General features: G+C 66.1%; 20 protein-coding genes. 16 read left to right on the forward strand and 4 right to left on the reverse strand.

Annotation, left to right across the window (positions count from 1 at the left end; genetic code table 11):
- The first annotated feature begins 40 nt into the window (after positions 1–40).
- The 9 genes from LG299_RS07875 (at position 41) to LG299_RS07915 (ending at position 9,702) form a co-directional block, all read left to right on the forward strand.
- Entirely contained in the window at positions 41–886 is an 846-nt protein-coding gene (locus LG299_RS07875; protein WP_404434555.1) for an NAD-dependent epimerase/dehydratase family protein, read from the forward strand.
- A complete protein-coding gene (locus LG299_RS07880) occupies positions 883–1,806 on the forward strand; it encodes an oxygenase MpaB family protein (protein WP_404434556.1) in 924 nt (307 codons plus the stop codon). The genes LG299_RS07875 and LG299_RS07880 overlap by 4 nt, the downstream gene beginning before the upstream one ends.
- A gap of 202 nt (positions 1,807–2,008) precedes the next feature.
- Complete coding sequence (locus LG299_RS07885; protein ID WP_404434557.1) at positions 2,009–3,001, forward strand: ABC transporter substrate-binding protein; 993 nt, start codon at positions 2,009–2,011, stop codon at positions 2,999–3,001.
- 94 nt (positions 3,002–3,095) lie between these two features.
- A complete protein-coding gene (locus LG299_RS07890; protein WP_404434558.1) occupies positions 3,096–4,646 on the forward strand; it encodes a sugar ABC transporter ATP-binding protein in 1,551 nt (516 codons plus the stop codon).
- A complete protein-coding gene (locus LG299_RS07895) occupies positions 4,643–5,686 on the forward strand; it encodes an ABC transporter permease (protein WP_404434559.1) in 1,044 nt (347 codons plus the stop codon). Before LG299_RS07890 ends, LG299_RS07895 begins: the two co-directional genes overlap by 4 nt.
- A complete protein-coding gene (locus LG299_RS07900) occupies positions 5,686–6,711 on the forward strand; it encodes a sugar ABC transporter permease YjfF (protein ID WP_404434560.1) in 1,026 nt (341 codons plus the stop codon). Before LG299_RS07895 ends, LG299_RS07900 begins: the two co-directional genes overlap by 1 nt.
- Positions 6,712–6,772: 61 nt before the next feature.
- Positions 6,773–8,296 carry a sugar ABC transporter ATP-binding protein gene (locus LG299_RS07905; RefSeq protein ID WP_404434561.1) on the forward strand — a complete coding sequence of 508 codons (1,524 nt, stop codon included), beginning with the start codon at positions 6,773–6,775 and terminating at the stop codon, positions 8,294–8,296.
- Positions 8,289–9,326: a LacI family DNA-binding transcriptional regulator gene (locus LG299_RS07910; RefSeq protein ID WP_404434563.1), complete on the forward strand. Its 1,038-nt coding sequence runs from the start codon at positions 8,289–8,291 to the stop codon at positions 9,324–9,326. Before LG299_RS07905 ends, LG299_RS07910 begins: the two co-directional genes overlap by 8 nt.
- Positions 9,327–9,348: 22 nt before the next feature.
- The gene (locus tag LG299_RS07915; RefSeq protein ID WP_404434564.1) at positions 9,349–9,702 is read left to right on the forward strand and encodes a DUF2834 domain-containing protein; all 354 of its coding nucleotides are present in this window, start codon (positions 9,349–9,351) and stop codon (positions 9,700–9,702) included.
- A gap of 95 nt (positions 9,703–9,797) precedes the next feature.
- On the opposite strand, the gene LG299_RS07920 is transcribed toward LG299_RS07915, so the two are convergent.
- Entirely contained in the window at positions 9,798–10,589 is a 792-nt protein-coding gene (locus tag LG299_RS07920) for an IclR family transcriptional regulator (protein WP_404434565.1), read from the reverse strand.
- A gap of 106 nt (positions 10,590–10,695) precedes the next feature.
- Here LG299_RS07920 and LG299_RS07925 point away from each other — a divergent pair, with 106 nt between their 5' ends.
- The 3 genes from LG299_RS07925 to LG299_RS07935 are packed head-to-tail and all read left to right on the forward strand — an operon-like array spanning position 10,696 to position 13,350.
- Complete coding sequence (locus tag LG299_RS07925) at positions 10,696–11,514, forward strand: CoA transferase subunit A (RefSeq protein ID WP_404434567.1); 819 nt, start codon at positions 10,696–10,698, stop codon at positions 11,512–11,514.
- A 1-nt stretch (position 11,515) separates the two neighbouring features.
- Positions 11,516–12,169 (forward strand): CoA transferase subunit B, encoded by a 654-nt coding sequence (locus tag LG299_RS07930; protein ID WP_404434568.1) that lies wholly within the window; start codon positions 11,516–11,518, stop codon positions 12,167–12,169.
- Complete coding sequence (locus LG299_RS07935; protein ID WP_404434569.1) at positions 12,166–13,350, forward strand: acetyl-CoA C-acetyltransferase; 1,185 nt, start codon at positions 12,166–12,168, stop codon at positions 13,348–13,350. Before LG299_RS07930 ends, LG299_RS07935 begins: the two co-directional genes overlap by 4 nt.
- Before the next feature lie 26 nt (positions 13,351–13,376).
- Here LG299_RS07935 and LG299_RS07940 read toward each other — a convergent pair whose 3' ends face one another.
- Positions 13,377–14,291: an alpha/beta hydrolase gene (locus LG299_RS07940; protein ID WP_404434570.1), complete on the reverse strand. Its 915-nt coding sequence runs from the start codon at positions 14,289–14,291 to the stop codon at positions 13,377–13,379.
- Between the two features lie 110 nt (positions 14,292–14,401).
- On the opposite strand from LG299_RS07940, the gene LG299_RS07945 reads away from it, so the two are divergent.
- The gene (locus LG299_RS07945; protein ID WP_404434571.1) at positions 14,402–14,926 is read left to right on the forward strand and encodes a ribonuclease H; all 525 of its coding nucleotides are present in this window, start codon (positions 14,402–14,404) and stop codon (positions 14,924–14,926) included.
- 1 nt (position 14,927) lies between these two features.
- On the opposite strand, the gene LG299_RS07950 is transcribed toward LG299_RS07945, so the two are convergent.
- Positions 14,928–15,584, reverse strand: coding sequence for a TetR/AcrR family transcriptional regulator (locus LG299_RS07950; protein WP_404434572.1), 657 nt, complete (start codon positions 15,582–15,584; stop codon positions 14,928–14,930).
- Between the two features lie 117 nt (positions 15,585–15,701).
- Here LG299_RS07950 and LG299_RS07955 point away from each other — a divergent pair, with 117 nt between their 5' ends.
- Positions 15,702–16,517: a sugar phosphate isomerase/epimerase family protein gene (locus LG299_RS07955; RefSeq protein ID WP_404434573.1), complete on the forward strand. Its 816-nt coding sequence runs from the start codon at positions 15,702–15,704 to the stop codon at positions 16,515–16,517.
- Positions 16,517–17,656 carry a Gfo/Idh/MocA family protein gene (locus LG299_RS07960; RefSeq protein ID WP_404434575.1) on the forward strand — a complete coding sequence of 380 codons (1,140 nt, stop codon included), beginning with the start codon at positions 16,517–16,519 and terminating at the stop codon, positions 17,654–17,656. Before LG299_RS07955 ends, LG299_RS07960 begins: the two co-directional genes overlap by 1 nt.
- Positions 17,657–17,668: 12 nt before the next feature.
- Here the strand turns inward: LG299_RS07960 and LG299_RS07965 are convergent, their stop codons facing one another.
- Positions 17,669–18,145, reverse strand: a complete 477-nt coding sequence (locus LG299_RS07965) for a MarR family winged helix-turn-helix transcriptional regulator (protein ID WP_404434576.1) — start codon at positions 18,143–18,145, stop codon at positions 17,669–17,671.
- Positions 18,146–18,236: 91 nt separating this feature from the next.
- On the opposite strand from LG299_RS07965, the gene LG299_RS07970 reads away from it, so the two are divergent.
- On the forward strand, positions 18,237–20,384 hold the full coding sequence (locus LG299_RS07970; RefSeq protein ID WP_404434578.1) for an MMPL family transporter: 2,148 nt from the start codon (positions 18,237–18,239) through the stop codon (positions 20,382–20,384).
- The last annotated feature ends 14 nt before the right edge of the window (positions 20,385–20,398 follow it).

Raw genomic sequence — 20,398 nt, forward strand, 5'->3', positions numbered from 1 at the left:
CAGCGGCGCCGGTCACCGTGGCGCATGGCACGCTGGATACATGCGTATCGCCCTCACCGGCTCGTCCGGAAAACTCGGCACCGTCGTCGCACGCGAGCTTCGAGCGAACGGCTACGAGGTCATCGGCCTCGACCTTACGGGTGCGCGTGGCCCCCACTTCGTCGAGGTGGATCTCACCGACTACGGCCAGGTGGTCGATGCGCTCGGCGCTGTCAACGATCGGCACGACGGCGTCGACGCCGTCGTGCACTTGGGCGCCATCCCCGCACCGGGTATCCGCAGCGACGTCGCGACCTTCCACAACAACATGACGGCGACGTTCAACGTGTTCTGGGCGGCCGTGAGACTCGGCATCCGTCGCATCGTCTACGCGTCCAGCGAGACCGTCCTGGGTCTGCCATTCGACGTACCGCCGCCGTACATTCCCGTTGATGAGGAGTACGCGCCGCGTCCCGAGTCGGTGTACTCGCTCGTGAAGACGCTCGAAGAGCAGCTGGCCGTCGAACTGGTGCGCTGGTACCCCGACCTATCGATCACCGCGTTGCGGTTCTCGAACGTGATGAACCCCGAAGACTATGCCGCGTTCCCGTCGTACGACGCCGATGCGATGCTGCGAAAATGGAACCTCTGGGGCTACATCGACAGCCGCGACGGTGCCCGAGCGGTCCAGCGGGCGCTCAAAGTCGCCCCAGCGGGGTTCGACCAGTTCATCATCGCTGCGGCCGACACCGTGATGTCGCGCCCGAACGCTGAGCTCGTCGCAGAGGTGTTCCCGAACACTCCAATCGCACGCGAGTTCGGCGACCACGAGACCCTGCTCTCGATCGACAAGGCCCGGCGCCTGCTCGGTTTCGAGCCGCAGCATTCGTGGCGCGACGACCAATGACCGAGGCCGCCACGGCGCGCGATCCGAAGGCACGTGAGAAGACGCTGCGCGCGCGGCTGCTCACCGCACTCTCGGGCCACCCCGACGGCACTCCTCCGTGGGTGCGTGCTCTGGCCGAGGGCGATGACCCCGGCTACTTCGCCGACAACGGCGCTGTGTGGACAGTGCACGCCGGGACGGGTTCGTTCGTCGCCGGCATCCGGGCTCTCTTGATCCAGGCGCTTCACCCCGGAGCTCTGGCGGGCGTCCACGATCACTCGCGCTATCGCGAGGATCCGATCGGCAGGCTCACCGGCACCGTACGTTGGATCATCTGCGTCACCTACGGGTCGACCGAGCAGGCAAAGCGCGAGACGGGCCGCGTCGCGCAACTGCACAAGCGGGTGTCAGGCACGTTCGATGCCCACGACGGCGCTCGGGAGTACTCGGCAGCGGATGCCGATCTCGTGGAGTGGGTCCATCTGGCGTTCACCGAGGCGTTCCTCGGCGCCCACCAGCGCTGGGGCGGCGCGATTCCCGGCGGGGCCGACGCCTACGTGCGTGAATGGGCGACGGCCGGTCGGCTCATGCACTTTGCGCACCCACCCGAGACCGAGGCCGAATTGCGCGCGCGTCTGGACGGTTTTCTCGAGCGCGGCGAACTGCGCCGCGACGAGCGCGTCGATGACGTCGTGCGGTTCTTGCGCGACATTCCGTTCACCGGGAGCATGCGCATCGCCTACCGCGTGCTCTTCGCGGCTGCGGTGGCGAGCCTCCCGCGCAGTTACCGCAAGCTCCTCGGCCTTCGCCGGACGGTACTGCCCGTCGTGACTATGACGCGTGTGGTGCTCGCGGTGTCTCAACGGGCGCTTGGCGCCGGTCCGCGCGCCCAGGATTTCGCGCGCGAGCGCCTGCAGCGGCTCTCCGCCGGCGAAATGTGATCCCTCACTTTCAAGCCTTCCGCAGGTGAACGACCGCGAATCCGCGGCAATCAGCGCATTGCGTTACCAACTTGTTACCGCTAACATCTTGCATCAGGCCGGAATGTGAGGGCTAACATTCAGGTCATGGCGATCATCTGAGGTCGCCGCAGAGAACGACAACCCGGCAGCGATGCCGGCCCAGAACAAGGAGGTTTTGGCAATGAGGAAGAAGACACTTCTTGCCGGGTTCGCACTGATGGGAGCACTTGCTCTCACCGCGACCGGCTGTGCAGGCACTAGCGGTGGCGACGGCGCGGACGGTGGAGACGGCGGAGATGAACTCATCACCGTCGGATTCGCCCAGACCGGTTCAGAGTCGGGCTGGCGCTCGGCGAACACCGAATCGATGAAGACGGCGTTCTCCGAAGAGAACGGCTTCAAGCTGACCTTCAACGCGGCCGATAACGACCCGGCTGCACAGATCGCCGCCGTGCGTGACTTCATCAACCAGGGTGTCGACGCCATCGTCATCGCCCCGATTGTCGAAGACGGCTGGGACGACGTTCTGCAAGAGGCGAAGGATGCTGACATCCCCGTCGTTCTCGAAGACCGCACGGTCACCGCACCCGACGATCTGTACGCAAGCTGGGTCGGTCTCGACTTCCGCCAGGAAGGCGTCATGGCCGGCGAGTGGGCGGCCGAGAACTTCGGCAGCGAAGCCACGAACATGGTAGTGCTCGAGGGCACAACGGGCTCTGCTCCGGCCAACGAACGTGCCGAGGGCTTTGACGAAGCCGTGGAGGGCACGTCCATCGAGAAGATCGATTCGCAGACCGGTGACTTTACGCGCGACGGCGGAAAGACCGTCATGGAGGGCTTCCTCCAGAAGTACGGAGTCGACGGCATCGACCTCGTCTACGCACACAACGACGACATGGCGCTCGGCGCCATCGAGGCGATCGAAGCGGCCGGTGCAACGCCCGGCGAAGACATCAAGATCATCTCGATCGACGCTGTCAAGGACGGCATGCTCGCCCTGATCGACAACAAGATCAACTTCATCGTCGAGTGCAACCCGCTCCTGGGTGAGCTTGCTGCGGGCATCGTCAAGGATGTTCTCGCCGGCGACACGGTCGAGAAGACCTACTTCGTCACCGACGAGAGCTTCACGCCCGAGCAGGCCGCGGAGGTCATCGACTCGCGGCTCTACTGAGCCTCGACCGAACGACCCGCAGCAATCTGTGCACACTCCGCCGGGGACCGAATCGGTCCCCGGCGGACGTGCCGAACCGAAGGTGGAAAGGCCGATGTCGCCCATGTCCGCGGACACCCCCGCACCTCCCACGCCCGTCGTTACGATGACCGGCATCACGATCCGCTTTCCTGGCGTTCTGGCGCTGGATGGAGTGGACTTCACGCTCCGCCCGGGCGAAGTCCACTCGCTTATGGGCGAGAACGGCGCCGGCAAGTCGACGCTCATCAAGGCCTTGACGGGGGTTTACCAGGTCGACGATGGAACCGTCGTCGTCGCTGGCGAGCAACGAGTGTTCACGAGCACGGCCGACGCCCAAGCATCCGGAATCTCCACCGTCTACCAAGAGGTCAACCTCTGCGCCAACCTCTCGGTCGGCGAAAACATCATGCTCGGCCACGAGCCCCGCCGCGGTACGTCGATCGACTGGAAAGCCGCGCATCGCGAGGCTGCCGAGCACCTCACCAGCCTCGGGCAAGACATCGACACTCGCTCGATGCTCGCGCACCACTCCATCGCCATCCAGCAACTCGTCGCGATCAGCAGAGCTATGGTGCTCGATGCCAAAGTCCTCATCCTCGACGAACCGACCTCCAGCCTTGACCGGGATGAGGTCGAGCAGCTTTTCGCAGTGATTCGCGACCTGCGCGACAAGGGCGTCGCCATCCTGTTCGTCAGCCACTTTCTCGATCAGGTCTACGAAATCTCTGACCGCATCACGGTGCTCCGCAATGGCACGCTCATCGGGGAGTACGCGGTGGGTGACCTGCCCCGCGGCGAACTCGTTACCAAGATGATCGGCCGCGAGCTCGACGAACTCTCGGCGCTGTCATCCGTCGCAACCCGGTCGATCGACCGTTCGGGCACCCCCGTCCTGCAGGCACAGGAGGTCGGCCGCCGCGGGGCCCTCGAACCCGCCGACCTGAGTGTCTACCCCGGCGAAGTGGTCGGCATCGCCGGCCTCTTGGGGTCAGGCCGCACCGAACTCGTCCGACTGCTGTACGGGGCCGACCGCGCCGACTCCGGTCAGATCGACGTGCACGGCACGCCGGTCAAGGTCACCTCCCCACGTCACGCCATCGACAGGCGCATCGCCTTTTCTTCTGAAGACCGCCGCGCTGAGGGAATCATCGGTGACCTCACCGTCGCCGAGAACATCGTGCTCGGCATCCAGGCCCAGCGCGGAGCGCTCCGCAAGATCGGGCGTGCGGAACAGGATGCTGTGGTGGCTGAGTACATCGCAGCGCTCGGTGTGCGCCCCGCCGACCCGAATATGATCGCCGGCAACCTTTCGGGCGGCAACCAACAGAAGGTGCTGCTGGGTCGGTGGTTGGCGACCGCGCCCGAGCTGATCATCCTCGACGAACCCACTCGAGGCATCGACGTCGGGGCGAAAGCTGACATTCAGAAGAAGGTCGCTGAGCTCAGCGCGAAGGGGCTATCGGTAATCTTCATCTCGTCAGAGCTCGAAGAAGTGCTCAGACTTGCGCAACGCGTCGTCGTGATGCGCGACCGCCGCCGAATCGGTGAGGTCTCCTCAAGCGAGATCGACCTGGACGGACTGATCGACTACATCGCCAACAAGGGCGAGGAGACGGCAGCATGAAGCGACTCGTGAAACATCGGCTCTTCTGGCCGATTGCAGCCCTGCTCACGCTGATCGTCGTCAATACGATCGCCCGCCCTCAGTTCATCGCCATCACTGTGCGTGACGGGCAGTTGTACGGCGCGTTGATCGACATCCTGCGAAACAGCGCTCCCCTCATGCTCGTCGCGCTCGGTATGACGATCGTGATCGCGACGCGGGGAATCGACCTCTCGGTCGGGGCGATCATGGCCGTCTCTGGCGCGGTGGCGCTGACGATCATCGGCGGATCCGATGACCCGGGCAACATCGGCACGGTGATCGTCGCCCTCGCCGCCGCCCTCGGGGTCTCGCTCATGCTCGGCGTATGGAACGGGTTCCTCGTGTCGGTCGTCGGCATCCAACCGATCATTGCCACCCTCGTGCTGATGCTCGCCGGTCGCGGTGTCGCGCTGCTCATCACCGACGGCTTCATCACAACGGTCAACAGCGAGCCCTACTCGTTCATCGCAACCGGGTATCTGCTGTTCCTGCCCGTGGCGTTCTTGATCGCACTCGCCGCGATCGGGATCGTGGCTCTCTTGGAGCGACGCACGGCACTCGGCGTGTTGACCGAAGCTGTCGGCATCAACCCGGAGGCCAGCCGGCTCGCCGGTGTCCGCTCGCGCGGCATCATCTTCGGCGCGTACGTGACCAGCGGTCTGCTCGCGGGTATCGCCGGCATCATCTACAGCGCGAACATCCGCGCGGCCGATGCGAACGCAGCGGGGCTTTTCATCGAGCTCTACGCGATCCTCGCGGTCGTGCTCGGTGGTACGTCGCTCATGGGCGGCAAGTTCACCATCGCCGGCACGGTCGTCGGGGTCCTGATCATCCAGACCCTCGAGGCGACGATCCTCTTCCTCGGGGTGCCGCCGGCACAGAGCCCGGTGTTCTTCGCTGTCGTCGTGATCGTCGTGGTTGTTGTGCAAGCGCCGCAACTGCATCGCTGGTTCAGACGCAGATTCGCATCGAATGAGCGCCCGACGTCGGATGCCAAGACCAAGGTGGAGGTGGCGTGATGGCTACGAGCCTAGAGACCCGCCCGCAGACCGATCCGGGCTTCGGTGCCCGCTACAGCACGTTCATGAGTCGGCACTCCTCGTTGATGCCGACCTTCGCCGCGGTGGTGATCCTCGTCGTGCTGCTCATTGGTGCGCAGGTGCAGTTCGGCAACTTCCTCACCCCGGGCAACATGTCAGCGCTGCTGCTCGACAACGCCTATCTCGTAGTGCTCGCGGTCGGCATGACCTTCGTCATCCTGACCGGCGGCATCGACCTGTCGGTCGGTTCGGTCATGGCCTTCACCGGCATCCTGCTGGCGAGTCTGCTCGCCCAGGGTGTGCCAGCGATCATCGCGATTCCTGCGGTGCTGCTGGGCGGTGCCGCGATCGGCCTCCTGATCGGCGTGCTGGTGCAGTACTTCAACGTGCAGCCGTTCATCGCCTCGCTCGCCGGCCTCTTTCTCGCTCGCGGTCTGGCGTTCGTGGTCAGCCTCTCCTCGATCAGGGTCGAAGAGCCGGCGGTGCTGTGGCTGCAGCGCACCCGCTTTAGCGTTGGCGATTTCTACATCACCCCGACCGGCATCATCGCTTTGCTCGTCGTTGCACTGGCCGTCTACGTCCTGCACTGGACGCGGTTCGGTCGAACCGTCTATGCCATTGGCGGCGGAGAACAGTCCGCGCGGCTGATGGGCCTCGCGGTGGCACGCACGAAGATTCTCGTTTACGTGATCAGCGGCGTGTGCGGAGGGCTTGCCGGGCTACTCCTGACCGCGTACTCCGGTGCTGGTTACCCCCGCAACGGCATCGGCACCGAACTCGATGCGATCGCCGCGGTCGTCATCGGCGGCACGCTGCTGACGGGCGGAACCGGGTACGTCATCGGTTCGCTGATCGGTGTGCTGGTGTACGGCACGATCAAGAAGATCATCTCGTTCATGGGCGCAGAGCAGTCCTGGACCCAGATCATCATCGGCATCCTGCTCCTGCTGTTCATCGTGGTGCAGCGTGTGATCGTGGCCCGCTCGGCACGACAACGAAGGTAGTGCGGTCGGGGCGGCGGCGCTAATGCCGGGGCGATGGCATCTCGCACGCGATAATGGCGGGATGGATAGAGCGCGGCCGCTCCTGGAGCTCACGGGTGCGACCGTGCGCTTCGGGCGCGACGCAGCCATCGAAGATGTGGACTTTCGACTGTTCCCTGGCGAGGTGCACTCGCTCATGGGCGAGAACGGTGCGGGCAAGTCGACGCTCATCAAGGCGATCACCGGCGCACTCCCCTTGGACGTCGGTGTCTTGAGCATCGACGGCGAGCGGATGCATTTCACTTCGCCGCACGATGCGCTCGGCGCCGGAGTCAGCACGGTCTACCAAGAGATCGATCTACTGCCGAACCTGTCGGTCGCCGAGAACATCGCGCTGGGCAGAGAACCCCGTCGCGGAATCGGCATCGACTGGAAGACGATGCGCGGGAACGCGCGCGCGACCCTCGCGGACCTCGGGCTCGACATCGACCCCGCGTCGATGCTGGGCACCCACTCCCTCGCGGTGCAACAACTCGTCGCGATCGCCCGCGCGATCTCGATCGACGTTCGCGTGCTCATCCTCGACGAACCGACCTCGAGCCTCGATCTCGATGAAGTGGCTGAACTCTTTCGCGTGATCCGCGACCTGAAGGAGCGCGGCGTCGCGATCATGTTCGTCTCGCACTTCCTCGATCAGGTGTACGAGCTGTGCGATCGGGTCACGGTGCTGCGTGACGGCAAACTGATCGGCGAGTACCTCACGCAAGAACTTCTGCGCATCGACCTCGTACAAGCGATGCTCGGTCGCAACGCAGCCGAGCTCACCGCGCGAACGGATGCCTCGGCCCCGACCGCGGCGGCCGTCGAAAACCCCTACCTCTCGGCGAGAGAGATCACCGCTGGCCCCGGAATCACCCGCGCCGACGTCGACCTGGTGAAGGCTGACGTGCTCGGCGTCGCCGGCCTGCTCGGCTCGGGACGCACCGAGCTGGCGCGCGCGATCTCGGGCATCGACCGGCTCGACACCGGCGTGATCCGTATCGAGGGGAAGGATGTGAAGATCACCGGGCCACGCTCGGGGATGTCGAAGGGCGTCGTGTACTCCTCCGAGAACCGTCGAACCGAAGGCATCATCAGCGACCTGAGCGTGCTCGACAACATCACCCTCGCGCTGCAGGCAGACCGCGGAGTGTTCCGCCAGATCCCGCTCGGCCGCCGCCGCGAGTTGGCTGCCAGCTGGGTCGAGGCGCTCGACATCCGCCCTCCCGACCTCGATCGCCCCGCCGGCACCCTCTCGGGCGGCAATCAGCAGAAAGTCCTTCTCGCGAGGCTGCTGGCGCTCGCCCCCCGCGTGCTGATCCTCGACGAACCCACGCGCGGTATCGACGTGGGCGCAAAGGTTGAGATTCAGAACCTCGTCGGCGAGATGGCCGCGAACGGTCTTTCGGTCATGTTCATCTCGGCAGAGCTTGAAGAGGTTCTCCGCGTCGCGCAACGCGTGATGATTCTGCGCGACGGCATCGTCGTTGATGTGATGGATGCCGAAACCCTCACGGTCGACTCACTCATGGCCCTCGTTGCGCGTCCGGATGAGCTCGATGAGTGAGGTCGGCGGCGTCTCGGACGGCGACGGTTCGACCCGGACGGCGAACATCTTCGACGTTGCGCGTCTCGCGGGGGTCTCGCACCAGACCGTCTCGAGAGTCATCAACGACCTGCCCAATGTGCGGCCGGCCACCCGCGCTCGGGTTGAGCAGGCGATCGCGCAACTGCGCTACAGCCCGTCCCCCGCAGCGCGCGCACTGGTCACCCGGCGCACCCGGACGATTGGGCTCGTGACTCCGGGAGTCTCGGACTACGGACCGACCTCGATCGCGATGCACTTCAACTTCGCCGCGCACGCGGGCCGCTACAACGTCGAGACCGTCAGCGCGCTCGAGGGCGACCAGGCCGGTGTCCGCGCGGTGATCGAAGGTCTACTGCGTCAGCGCGTCGATGCGATCGTGCTCGTTGTTGTCGACGAAGACGTTCTCGAGGTGGTGCGCGGGCTCGACCTAAGCGTGCCGGTTGTGGCCTCGGCATCCAGCGCCCGGCGAAGCCCGCTGATCGTGTCGATTGACCAGTACCGTGGTGCACGGTCAGCGGTGCGGCACCTCGCTGAACTCGGCCACACCCGCATTCTTCATGTGGCGGGGCCACTCCGCGCCTCGGATGCGCTGGAACGTGTGCGGGGATGGCGCGATGAGCTCGCCGCCCACCAGCTCGAGGTCACCGATCCGCGCGTCGGGGACTGGTCGGCCGCCAGTGGCTACGAGATAGGCAAGACCCTCGACATCGAACCGGGTTCGGCGATCTTCGCCGCCAATGACCACATGGCGATCGGGCTGCTGTCGGCACTGCGCGAGCGCGGTTTGAGCATTCCTGCCGATGTCAGCGTCGTCGGATTCGATGATGTGCCCGAGGCCGGGTACCTCTACCCCCCGCTGACGACGGTCCGTCAAGATTTTGCGAGCTTGGGTGTATTGATGATGCAGAAGGTGCTCATCGCGGTCGAGGAGCCCGACGTCAAGACCGAAGACACCCCGATTCCGACGCATCTCGTCGTGCGGCAGTCCACGAGCGCGCCTGCACCCTGACCGCTCCTGCGAGAATCGGCGCATGACCCGAACCTGGACGCGCCACTGGACTCCGCTTGCGATCATCTATCTGAGTCTGGCGGTCGCGGGGCTCATCGGCACGTGGTGGTTCAACGCCCTGGCGATCACGCAGATGAACAACTTCATCGGCGATCTGGTCTCGAGCGGCCCGGCGGTCTCGTCAATCACCGTCGACCTGTTGGTCGTGGCGATCGCGGGGTGCGTCTTCATCATCGTCGAGGCCCGGCGCCTGCGCATGCGCTTCGGGTGGCTCTATGTCGCAGCATCCGGCCTCACGGCGTTCGCCTTCACGTTCCCGCTGTTCCTCGCGATGCGCGAGCGCAGGCTCACCCTGCTCGCCCGCGCGGTCGAGTGATGGCCGCCCCCTCCCCCCCTGTTGAGTGTCCATAACACGCGGACGGCTCACGCCGGTGCCCGCGTGTTTTGGACACTCGACAGATCCCTATGGGCCTACCGGCCGGCGGCCGCGATGCGCGAGCTCAGTTGGTGCGCGTGCGCGAGCAGGGTCCGACCGAGCTCAGCCTGCCGGTCGGGTCCGAAGCGGAACTGCACGCCCGTGAGGCTCAGCGCCCACTGCGGGTGACCCTCGCGGGTGAAGACCGCGGCGCCGATTCCGTAAGACCCCTCGACGATGAGCCCGGCGTTGATCGCGTACCCGCGCTCTTTCGTCTCGCGAAGTCGAGCGCGCAGGCGCTTCTCACCGTGTGCCGCGCCCCACTGCTGAGGAAGTTCCGGGTGGCGCTCAAGATAAGCGTCCACATCGTGAGGCGGCAGGAACGAGAGGATCGCGAGCCCCGCCGAGGCCACCCCGAGCGGAAAGCGCACACCCTCCGACAGCACGAACGAGCGAATCGGAAAGCTTCCCTCCTCGCGGAGCAAACATACGGTCTCGTCACCACGGCGCACCGAGAGAAATGCGCTCTCCTCCGTGCGCACCGCCAGCGATCGCACGATGTCACGCGCGATTCCGGTGATGTCGTAACGGGATGCCGCGACCTGGCCCATCAGGTACAGCTCAGGGCCGGGCATCCACCGTCCGGTGCGCTCATCCTGATCGACGAGTCCCTCGTGAGCCAGAGCGGTGAGCAGCCGGTGCGCGGTGGGACGGGTGAGCTCGGCCATTCGGGCCAGATCGGACACCGGCATGCCCTCATCTCCCGCCTGCGTCACCAGCCGGAGCAGGCGCGCGGCGCGCGCCACGGACTGCGCTCCGGGGATGACGGTCTTGGCGAGGGTGTCCACAATATGGACGATAGGCGGTCGAGGTTCCACATCGCAACCGCGTCCGTGACACCGCTCGTGCAGTGGCGGACGATGGTCGAAGAGCTTTTCCGACGAAGGAGTCCACGTGATCGACAAGACTTGGGGGTCAGCCGCCGAGGCTGTCGCCGACATTCCGGATGGCGCGAGCCTCGCCGTCGGCGGGTTCGGCCTGTCGGGCAACCCCATCGCCCTCATCGAAGCGCTGCTGGTGCAGGGCACGAGCGAGCTCAGCATCGTGAGCAACAACTGCGGCGTGGATGACTGGGGTCTCGGCATCCTGCTCAACGCGAAGCGCATCCGCAAGATGACCTCGTCGTACGTGGGCGAGAACAAGGAGTTCGAGCGCCAGTTCCTTTCCGGCGAACTCGAACTCGAACTCACACCACAGGGCACCCTCGCCGAGAAGCTCCGCGCGGGCGGATCGGGAATCGCCGCGTTCTACACCCAGACCGGCGTCGGCACGCAGGTCGCAGAAGGTGGGCTCCCCCGCCGGTATGACGGCAACGGCGGCATTGCCGTCGCGTCCCCGGTCAAAGACGTCCGCACCTTCTCGTTCGGCGGGCGTGACGGAGAGTACGTCCTCGAAGAGGCGATCGTCACCGACTTCGCACTTGTGCACGCGGCCAAGGGCGACCGGCACGGCAACCTCGTCTTCAACAAGGCAGCCCGCAACTTCAACCCCCTCGCGGCGATGGCCGGCAAGGTCTGCATCGCGCAGGTCGAAGAGCTGGTCGAACCCGGCGAACTCGACGCCGACAGCATCCACCTTCCCGGCGTGTACGTCCACCGCCTCGTCGAGGTCGGCCACAACATCCAGAAGCGCATCGAACGGCGCACCGTCTCGGTCGCCGAGGCGCTGACGAACCCCGACGGCACCCCCCGCGACATCCCCGAAGGAGCATGAAATGGCCCTCACTCGCAACGAAATGGCCGCCCGCGCGGCCACCGAACTCACCGACGGCTCATACGTGAACCTCGGCATCGGCCTGCCGACCCTGGTGCCGAACTACGTGCCCGATGACATGACGGTCGTGCTGCAGTCCGAGAACGGCATCCTCGGTGTCGGGCCCTACCCGACCGAAGAGAACGTCGACCCCGACCTGATCAACGCCGGCAAGGAGACCGTCACGACCCTGCCCGGTTCGGCGTTCTTCGACTCGGCGACAAGTTTCGGCATGATCCGCGGCGGCAAGATCGATGCCGCGATCCTCGGTGCGATGCAGGTCTCTGCCTCGGGAGACCTCGCCAACTGGATGATCCCCGGCAAGATGGTCAAGGGTCCGGGTGGCGCAATGGACCTCGTCCACGGCGCCGCGAAAGTCATCGTGCTGATGGAGCACGTCGCCCGCGACGGCTCGGCCAAGATCGTGAATGAGTGCTCTCTTCCGCTCACCGGGCGCGGAGTGGTCGATCGCATCATCACCGACCTCGCCGTGATCGACGTCACCGACAACGGACTCGTGCTGGTCGAAACCGCACCGGGAGTGACGATCGAAGAAGTCGTCGCCGCGACCGAACCCACCCTCATCGTGGCTGTCGGAGAGAGAATCGAAGCATGAACCACGACGACGTCGTCATTGTTGCCGCCGGCCGCACCCCGCAGGGGCGCTTGAAAGGCCAGTTGGCACCGCTCACCGCACCCCAACTGGGAGCACTCGCCATCAAGGGCGCCCTCGATAAGGGTGGGATCCCGGCATCGGCGGTCGACGCCGTTCTCGTCGGGCAAGTGCTGCCCGCAGGCTCGGGACAGAACCCCGCTCGGCAGGCCTCGATCGGCGCAGGGATCGGCTGGGACGTCCACGCCGGCAGCGTCAACAAGGTCTGCCTCTCGGGCCTCACGGCGATTATCGACGGGGCACGGATGCTGCGCGTCGGCGACGCGACCGTGGTCGTGGCCGCCGGCATGGAGTCGATGACTCGATCACCGCACCTCCTGATGGGCTCACGCGACGGCTGGGCCTACGGCTCGGTCGAGGTGCTCGACCACATGGCCCACGACGGCCTCACCGACGCGTTCGATCGCGAGAGCATGGGCGCCTCGACCGAGCGGCACAACCCGCGCCTCGGCATCACGCGTGAGGCACAGGATGCCGTGGCCGCCCGCTCGCACCAGCGTGCGGCGGCCGCTCAGGCCGACGGACTCTTCGACGCAGAGATCATCCCGGTCGAGATTCCGCAGCGCAAGGGCGACCCGGTCGTCCTCACCAAGGACGAAGGCATCCGCCCCGACACCACCGCCCTGACCCTCGCGGGCTTGCGCCCGGCCTTCGCCGAAGGCGGCACGATCACCGCGGGCAACGCGTCGCAGATCTCGGACGGCGCCTCGGCCGTTGTGCTCACCACTCGCTCGCACGCCGACGAGAACGGCTGGGCGGTGCTCGCAGTCGTGGGTGCGTCCGGCCAGGTCGCCGGCCCCGACAACTCACTGCAGGCCCAGCCGGCACGGGCGATCGAGAAGGCCCTCGCAAAGCAGGGCATCACCACTGCCGACCTCGACCTCGTCGAGATCAACGAAGCCTTCGGCGCAGTCGTCGCTCAGTCACAGGCAGAGTTGGGCCTATCGGACGAGATCGTCAATCCGCACGGCGGCGGCATCGCCATCGGTCACCCGATCGGCGCGTCGGGCAACCGCCTCGTCGTGCACGCGGTCCACGAACTGGTGCGTCGCGGTTCGGGCACCGCGGTCGTCGCGCTCTGCGGCGGCGGCGGTCAGGGCGACGCGCTCGTGCTCACGCGCTGATTCTCATGCGCTAGCGGCAGCGCGGTTCAGGCCGCGAGCCGCGCACCTAGCCATGTCCGCGCGTTCGCAAGCAACTCGCGCGCAAGAGCCGAGTCCGAGTCCCAGGCCTCGAAACCATGCGCAGCACCATGCTCGAGCCGGAATGTGACGTCGACACCCGCGGCGGCGAGCCGCTCGGCATACGTCACGCACTCGTCGTGGAAGAGTTCGATGTCCGACACGTACAGCCAGGTCGGCGGCAGACCGGTGAGGTCCTCTCGTCGAGCGGCGACCGCGTACGGCGACACGACCGCGCCACCCGGGTCGCCGCCGAGGTACGACCGCCAGCCGACGAGGTTGGCGCGGTTGTTCCACACGAAGTTGTCGTCGGCATCGCGCGCACGATCAGCAGCCGTGTGGTCATCGAGCATCGGACAGAACAACCACTGCGCCGCTGGCGGCTGGCCCTCGTCGTGCAGCCTCTGGGCGAGGCACGCGGCCAGCCCTCCCCCGGCGCTCTGTCCGCCCACCGCGAGCCGGTTCGCGTCGAACCCGAGTTCGGCGGCGTGCTGCCGCATCCAGTGCCATCCCGCGTAGACGTCATCGAGCGCGGCGGGGAACGGATGCTTCGGCGCCACCCGGTACTCCACCGAGACGATCGTCACACCCGTGTCGCGAGCAGTCTCGCCGCAGAACTGGTCACTCATCGCCGCCGCGCCGAGCACGAGTCCCCCGCCGTGGATCCACAGAAGCCCTGCGCCAGTGGGAGCAGGAGGGATGAACAGCCGAACTCGCACGTCGCCGTCGCGGATCACGCGACGCTCCACCCCGTTCGTGCGGAAACCGGGGATGAATTTCGTGAGGTTCGAGATGAGCGCGAGAACGACGCGGTTCTCGATCTTCAGCTGAGGGGCGCGCTTCGTGGCGGCGCGCAGGCTCGGGTCAACTCGGCTGATGTCCATGGGCTCTCCGTCAGGCTGTGGTGTCGATTCAGGATGCCACGGGCGTGCGAGGATCCGGCGCGCGCAGGCACCGCCCCGACCGTGTTGGATGGAGAGGTGAGGAATACGCGATGACCGATGGATATGTGGTGGCAACCGACGGAGCCTGCAAGGGCAATCCCGGGCCGACGGGATGGGCCTGGGTGGCCGCCGACGGCCACTGGGCTGCAGGGTCGCTTCCTGTGGGCACGAACAACATCGGTGAGCTGCTCGCGCTGCTTGCCGCCCTCACCGACCACGCGTCGGTCGCAGACCTCGTGATTCAGGCCGACTCGAAGTACGCGATCGACACCTATGAGAAGTGGATGTCCGGGCACGAACGGCGCGGGTGGAAGACGGCGGCCGGCGCCCCTGTGAAGAACCGCGAGATTCTCGAAGACTTGATCGTGGCGCGCGATGCGCGACGGGCCGCTGGCCTTCCGGATGTGGTGCTCGAACACGTGCGCGGGCACTCGGGGCACGTGCTGAACGAGTGGGCCGACGAGCGCGCGGTGCGTGCGTCCCAGCACGCCGAGCGCGGGCTCGAAAGCTCGTGGTCGTCGCACGGCGGTCAAGACCTCATCGACGTGAGTGCCGCTCCGAAGAAGCGACGGTAGTTCAGTCGTCAGAAGACATACGCCCTGCGGCATGAGGTCGCAGCAGATCATCCAAAAGAGTCAGAGCGCCCTGCTCATCCACGGCAGGCTCGAGTAGCCACTGAGTCTGCAGACCGTCCGACGCCGCGATCACCAGAGCCGCTACCGCATCGGGATCGACGTCGGCGCGCATACGTCCGCTCTGCTGGTTCTGCCGCACACGCTCCGCGAGATCGGCACGGAGGTGTGCGAAGCGCGTGGTGGCGAACTCGCGTGCAGCAAAGTGGCCCTCCTCCAGCGCCGAGGCGACGAGAGTGGAGTACAGCGCGACAAGACCGGGCACGCCGCGGTTGCGCTGCGCAGATTCCCGCATGAGTTCGACGGGCGTCACATCGACGGGTTCAGGATGCCGTCGCTCGACCTGCCGATCCGATTCCCGGTAGACCTCGACGAGCAGTTCTTCCAGCGAGCCGAAGTAGTGCGAGAGCGCACCGTGAGTGACTCCGACCTCTTGCGCGATCGATCGCAGGCTCGTCCGTTCCGAGCCGCGGGACGCGAACACCTCGATGGCTCGATCAAGGATCTCTTGGCGGCGGGCGATGCCCTTGGCGTACCCACCGCGCGATCGCGCGGGCTCGACCGCGTGATCTTGCGGTGCGGAGTCGGATGCGGAAGCCATAGCGACACCCTATCTCGCAAAAACCTCCGCATGGAGGTTTTGTGTGCTAGCTTCTTCACCAGCGCGATCGAGGGCTCCGCCCCGCACGCGAAGCACCAATCTCGAAGGAGCAGACCGATGACGGTCCTCACATCCATCCAGCTGTTCACAGTCCGGGAGGCCCTCGAGGCTGACCTCGACGGTACGCTCGCCGAGCTATCTCGACGGGGCTTCACCGCCGTCGAGCCCTACGACTTCGTGCGCCGCGCTCAGCCGATGGCCGACTCGCTCGCTGCCCACAAGCTGCAGGCACCGACCGGTCACGCCTTCCTCGCCTCGACCTCATTCGTGAACCCCGACGGCAGCGGCACGACCCTCCCCGTTCCCCCGCCCGACGTCGTCTTCGATGCCGCCGAGATCCTCGGAATGGGCACCGTCATCGACCCGTACACCGCACCGGAGCGTTGGAGCACCCGCGAACAGATCGCCGAGACGGCCGAGTTGCTGAACGCCGCAGCCGAGATCGGCGCCGCACGCGGCATCCGTGTCGGCTACCACAACCACGCACACGAGATCGAGGCGACCTTCGACGGTAAGACCGGACTCGAACTTCTCGCCGACCTCCTCGACCCCCGCGTGGTGCTCGAAGTCGACCTGTACTGGGTTGCGCGCGGGGGCGTTGATTCCGCTGAGCTTCTGCGGACGCTGGGCGACCGCGTGATCGCCGTCCACGTCAAGGACGGAACGCTGGACCCCGAGAAGTTGGCCGCCTATCCGCCTGCCGATCAGGTTCCGGCAGGGCTCGGCGTCGTGCCGCTCGATGAGGCGCTGGCCGCAGCATCCGCCCTCGAAGTCGCCATTGTCGAGTTCGACCACTACGACGGCGACCTGTTCGACGCTGTCGAGCAGAGCCGCGTCTACCTCGACCAGCGCACGGAAAAGGCAGTTCAGTGATGGCTACCGCGAGCGCACCCCTCGGCGTCGGCATCATCGGCGCGGGCAATATCAGCGACCAGTACTTGACCCAGCTCACGAGCTTTCCTGATGTGCGGGTCCTCGCGATCGGCGACCTCATCGAAGACCGCGCCCGCGACCAGGCGGCGAAGTATGGCATTGCCCGTGCCGGCGGAATCGACACGGTGCTGAACGACCCCGATATTGAGATCGTGGTGAACCTCACGATCCCGGCAGTGCATGTCGAAGTCTCTGAGGCGATCATCGCCGCCGGTAAGCACGTGTGGACCGAGAAACCGATCGGTGTGAACCGCGAAGAGTCGCTCGGTCTGCTGGAGAAGGCGGATGCTGCGGGCCTGCGTGTCGGCGTCGCCCCCGACACCGTACTGGGCCCGGGAGTGCAGACCGCGAAGCGCTCCATCGCCCGTGGAGACATCGGCCGGCCGCTGTTCGCTCAGACGCAGTTCCAGTGGCAAGGCCCCGAGCTCTTCCACCCCAACCCTGCGTTCCTCTACGCCCACGGCGGCGGACCGCTGCTCGACATGGGTCCGTACTATGTCTCGACCCTGGTGCACGTCTTCGGTCCGGTCGCGACCGTCGCCGCGCTCGGCCTGCGTGGCAGCGAAACACGCCGTGTGCAGGTCGGCCCGCTGGCCGGCGAAGAGTTTCCGATCGAGATCCCTTCGACGGTCTCGGTGCTGATGCAGTTCGAACAGGGCGGCCAGGCCCAGAGCCTCTACTCGACCGATTCACCGCTGCTGCGCCATGGCGTGGTCGAGATCACGGGCACCGAAGGCACCCTTGTGATTCCCGACCCGAACACATTCGGCGGCGCGGTCACGATCATCCGCCCGCTCACAGAAGCCGTCACTCCACCCGCGCCCGTCGTTCATAAAACCGTCGACGTCCCGCAGGAGGGTGTGCTGGTGGGGCGCGGACTCGGCCTTCTCGACATGGGCCGTGCGATCCGCGCAGGGCGTCCACATGTGGCGACCGGACGCTTCGGCTACCACGTGCTCGATACGTTGCTGTCGATCGAGGATTCCGTCGAGTCGGGCACGTTCGTGCCGGTACAGAGCACGGTGGATGCGGTGGGCTCGCTGCCCGACGGGTTCGACCCCTTGGCCGTCACGCTCTGAAACGACGGACCGTCACACGCCGGTGGCGTGCTGCCGGTACAGATCGACCACCCGGCGCAGGTACCGGGTGATGGCCTCTTGCTCGTCTTCTGAGAAGTGGTCAAGCTCGGCATCCAGCCCCATGATCATCGGCATGAGGCGGGCCATCGCGCGCTCGCGCGATGCTGGCTGTGGAACGACGAGAACGCCACGACGATCGTCGGGATTGGGTTCACGCGTGACGTGTCCGACCGCAACGAGGCGGTCGATCGCCGTGGTCGTCGACGCGGTTGAGATACCGAGCCTGCGGGCTAGTTCGCTCGGGCCCAGCGGACCACTCATGAGCAGGTGTTCCATCGCCTCGAGGTCGGTCTGGTTGACGTTCAGCTCAGCGCCGAGCGACTTCTCGAACAGCTCGCTCACCTCGAGGAAGTCGCGCAAAAGCTGCGTCGCTTCCCGGAAACGGGGAGCGCCGCGCGGCGGTGAAGGAGCATCCGTGGTCGGTTGCATGGGCACCACAATAGCGCTAATATCCCTAGCGAACCTGATAATTAGATAAACTAGCGAATTGTCTCCACTCGACACTCACAGAGGATCCCCGATGACCCGTCTGCTCCGCTTCATCACGTCTGCCCAGACGTCATGGATCGTTCTCGTCCTCGCCGCCCTGGCGGCCGGCGCCCTCTTCGCCCTGAGCGGCAGCGAAGAAGGAGAAACCGCACCGTCCGTGGGCCTGCCCGACTCAGCGGAGTCAGTCCAGGTACAGAAGTTGCAAGAGGACTTCCCCAGCGCCGACGGCACGTCGGCATTGCTCGTCTTCGCGGCCGAGGACGGCGAACTCAGCACTGAGGCACTCGCGACGATCGATGCGAAGGCGTTCGGCGAACTCGCCGAGCTCTCCAGCGAGGGCTTCGTTCCGCCCGCGCAGGTGTCAGAAGACGGCACCGTCGCCCTTCTCGTCGTGCCCCTCGAGCCAGAGACGGACGTCGCGGCGCAGGCAGAGCGTGCGCAAGAGATTCGGGATGCCGCGGCCGCCGACCTCGACGACGTCCGCGTGTATCTCACCGGAGCTGAAGGGTTCGAGGTCGACGTGGCCGCGGTGTTCGCCGGTGCAGACTTCACCCTGCTGCTGACGACGGTGATCGTCGTGGCGATCCTCCTGCTCATCACGTACCGCAGCCCGTGGCTGTGGCTGGTCCCGCTGATCGTCATCGGTGTCGCGGACGCTCTCGCAGGCATCGTCGCCCGACAGGTTGCCGAAGTCGCGGGCATTGCGCTGGATGCTTCGATCACCGGCATCCTGTCGGTGCTCGTCTTCGGTGCCGGCACGAACTACGCACTTCTCCTCATCGCCCGCTATCGCGATGAACTGCGTCTGCACGAGAACCGACGCGTCGCCATGCAGTACGCGCTGCGTGGCGCAGGACCCGCGATCATCGCGAGCGGATCGACCGTCGCCTTGGCGCTCGCCACCCTGTTGTTCGCCGAACTCGCCGGCAACCGTGCGCTCGGCCTCGCCTGCGCGGTCGGCATCGTGGTCGCGATGATCTTCGCCCTGTTCGTACTCCCGGCAGCCCTCCTCCTTTTCGGTCGCGGACTGTTCTGGCCGTACGTACCGAAGTTCGGTTCGCGCGATGCGATCTCACGCAGCGTCTGGGGCAAGCTCGGCCGCGCCGTCTCGAAGCGTCCGGTCATCGTCGCGACCGGCGGCTTCGTCGTGCTCGGCGCGATGGCCAGCGGCATGTTCTTCGTCGAAACCGGCCTGTCGCAGAACGATCGCTTCCTGCAGAAGCCTGAAGCCGTGCAGGGCCAGGAGGTTCTCGCCGAGGCGTTCTCTGCGGGCACGACCTCCCCCGCCGTCGTGATCGTCCCGCTGGACGAGGCAGAAGAGACCGCGAGCGCGCTCGCCGACATCGATGGGGTGGATGCTGCGACCGTCGGCGCGAGCACCGACGACTTCGCGCAGATCAGTGTCACGCTGAACGCGGCGGCCGAGACTCCGGAGTCCTTCGCCACCATCGAAGCGATGCGTGCGGCACTCGATGACATCGGGTCGGGTGCGGGACTCGTCGGCGGACTCGATGCACAGGCCCTGGATGTCACCAACGCGCAGGAGCGCGACCAGGCGCTCCTCATTCCGCTGATCCTCGCGCTCGTCTTCATCGTCCTGGTGGTCCTGCTGCGCGCCCTCGTGGCGCCGCTTCTCTTGCTGCTCGCGGTGGTCGCCAGCTTCTTCTCGGCGATCGGACTCAGCTGGTGGCTGTTCCAGACGCCGCTCTTCGGGTTCCCCGCAATCGACACGAACGTGCTGCTGTTCAGCTTCTTGTTCCTCGTGGCGCTGGGTGTGGACTACAGCATCTTCTTGGTCACCCGTGCGAAAGAAGAGGCCGAGCACCTGGGTATCACCCAGGGAATGATCCGGGCGCTGGCTGCCACCGGTGCGGTGATCACGAGCGCAGGCATTCTGCTCGCCGCAGTCTTCGCGGTCCTGGGAGTGCTGCCGCTCATCACCCTCACTCAGATCGGCATCATCGTGTGCATCGGTGTGCTCATCGACACCCTGCTGGTGCGCACGGTCATCGTTCCCGCGCTCGCCTTCATCACGAAAGACACTTTCTGGTGGCCGCGCAAGCCCACGCTCACCGATGCCGAAGCGCAAGCCCGTGGCGCGGATGCGTTGGCCGAGGTGTCGGTGGCACCGGCGGTCGAGGCATCCGGTGCCGATGCCCGCGAAAAGGTCACCGTCTGACGCGTACCAGAGCC

The organism is Microbacterium lacus (genome assembly GCF_044794305.1).
GTDB classification, from domain to species: domain Bacteria; phylum Actinomycetota; class Actinomycetes; order Actinomycetales; family Microbacteriaceae; genus Microbacterium; species Microbacterium lacus_B.

What these genes read in the sequence shown, in the direction of transcription:
- LG299_RS07875 (WP_404434555.1), top strand. Translation starts at nt 41, where the DNA reads ATGCGTATCGCCCTCACCGGCTCGTCCGGAAAACTCGGCACCGTCGTC.
- LG299_RS07880 (WP_404434556.1), top strand. Translation starts at nt 883, where the DNA reads ATGACCGAGGCCGCCACGGCGCGCGATCCGAAGGCACGTGAGAAGACG.
- LG299_RS07885 (WP_404434557.1), top strand. Translation starts at nt 2,009, where the DNA reads ATGAGGAAGAAGACACTTCTTGCCGGGTTCGCACTGATGGGAGCACTT.
- LG299_RS07890 (WP_404434558.1), top strand. Translation starts at nt 3,096, where the DNA reads ATGTCGCCCATGTCCGCGGACACCCCCGCACCTCCCACGCCCGTCGTT.
- LG299_RS07895 (WP_404434559.1), top strand. Translation starts at nt 4,643, where the DNA reads ATGAAGCGACTCGTGAAACATCGGCTCTTCTGGCCGATTGCAGCCCTG.
- LG299_RS07900 (WP_404434560.1), top strand. Translation starts at nt 5,686, where the DNA reads ATGGCTACGAGCCTAGAGACCCGCCCGCAGACCGATCCGGGCTTCGGT.
- LG299_RS07905 (WP_404434561.1), top strand. Translation starts at nt 6,773, where the DNA reads ATGGATAGAGCGCGGCCGCTCCTGGAGCTCACGGGTGCGACCGTGCGC.
- LG299_RS07910 (WP_404434563.1), top strand. Translation starts at nt 8,289, where the DNA reads ATGAGTGAGGTCGGCGGCGTCTCGGACGGCGACGGTTCGACCCGGACG.
- LG299_RS07915 (WP_404434564.1), top strand. Translation starts at nt 9,349, where the DNA reads ATGACCCGAACCTGGACGCGCCACTGGACTCCGCTTGCGATCATCTAT.
- LG299_RS07930 (WP_404434568.1), top strand. Translation starts at nt 11,516, where the DNA reads ATGGCCCTCACTCGCAACGAAATGGCCGCCCGCGCGGCCACCGAACTC.
- LG299_RS07935 (WP_404434569.1), top strand. Translation starts at nt 12,166, where the DNA reads ATGAACCACGACGACGTCGTCATTGTTGCCGCCGGCCGCACCCCGCAG.
- LG299_RS07940 (WP_404434570.1), bottom strand. Translation starts at nt 14,291, where the DNA reads ATGGACATCAGCCGAGTTGACCCGAGCCTGCGCGCCGCCACGAAGCGC.
- LG299_RS07945 (WP_404434571.1), top strand. Translation starts at nt 14,402, where the DNA reads ATGACCGATGGATATGTGGTGGCAACCGACGGAGCCTGCAAGGGCAAT.
- LG299_RS07950 (WP_404434572.1), bottom strand. Translation starts at nt 15,584, where the DNA reads ATGGCTTCCGCATCCGACTCCGCACCGCAAGATCACGCGGTCGAGCCC.
- LG299_RS07955 (WP_404434573.1), top strand. Translation starts at nt 15,702, where the DNA reads ATGACGGTCCTCACATCCATCCAGCTGTTCACAGTCCGGGAGGCCCTC.
- LG299_RS07960 (WP_404434575.1), top strand. Translation starts at nt 16,517, where the DNA reads ATGGCTACCGCGAGCGCACCCCTCGGCGTCGGCATCATCGGCGCGGGC.
- LG299_RS07965 (WP_404434576.1), bottom strand. Translation starts at nt 18,145, where the DNA reads ATGCAACCGACCACGGATGCTCCTTCACCGCCGCGCGGCGCTCCCCGT.
- LG299_RS07970 (WP_404434578.1), top strand. Translation starts at nt 18,237, where the DNA reads ATGACCCGTCTGCTCCGCTTCATCACGTCTGCCCAGACGTCATGGATC.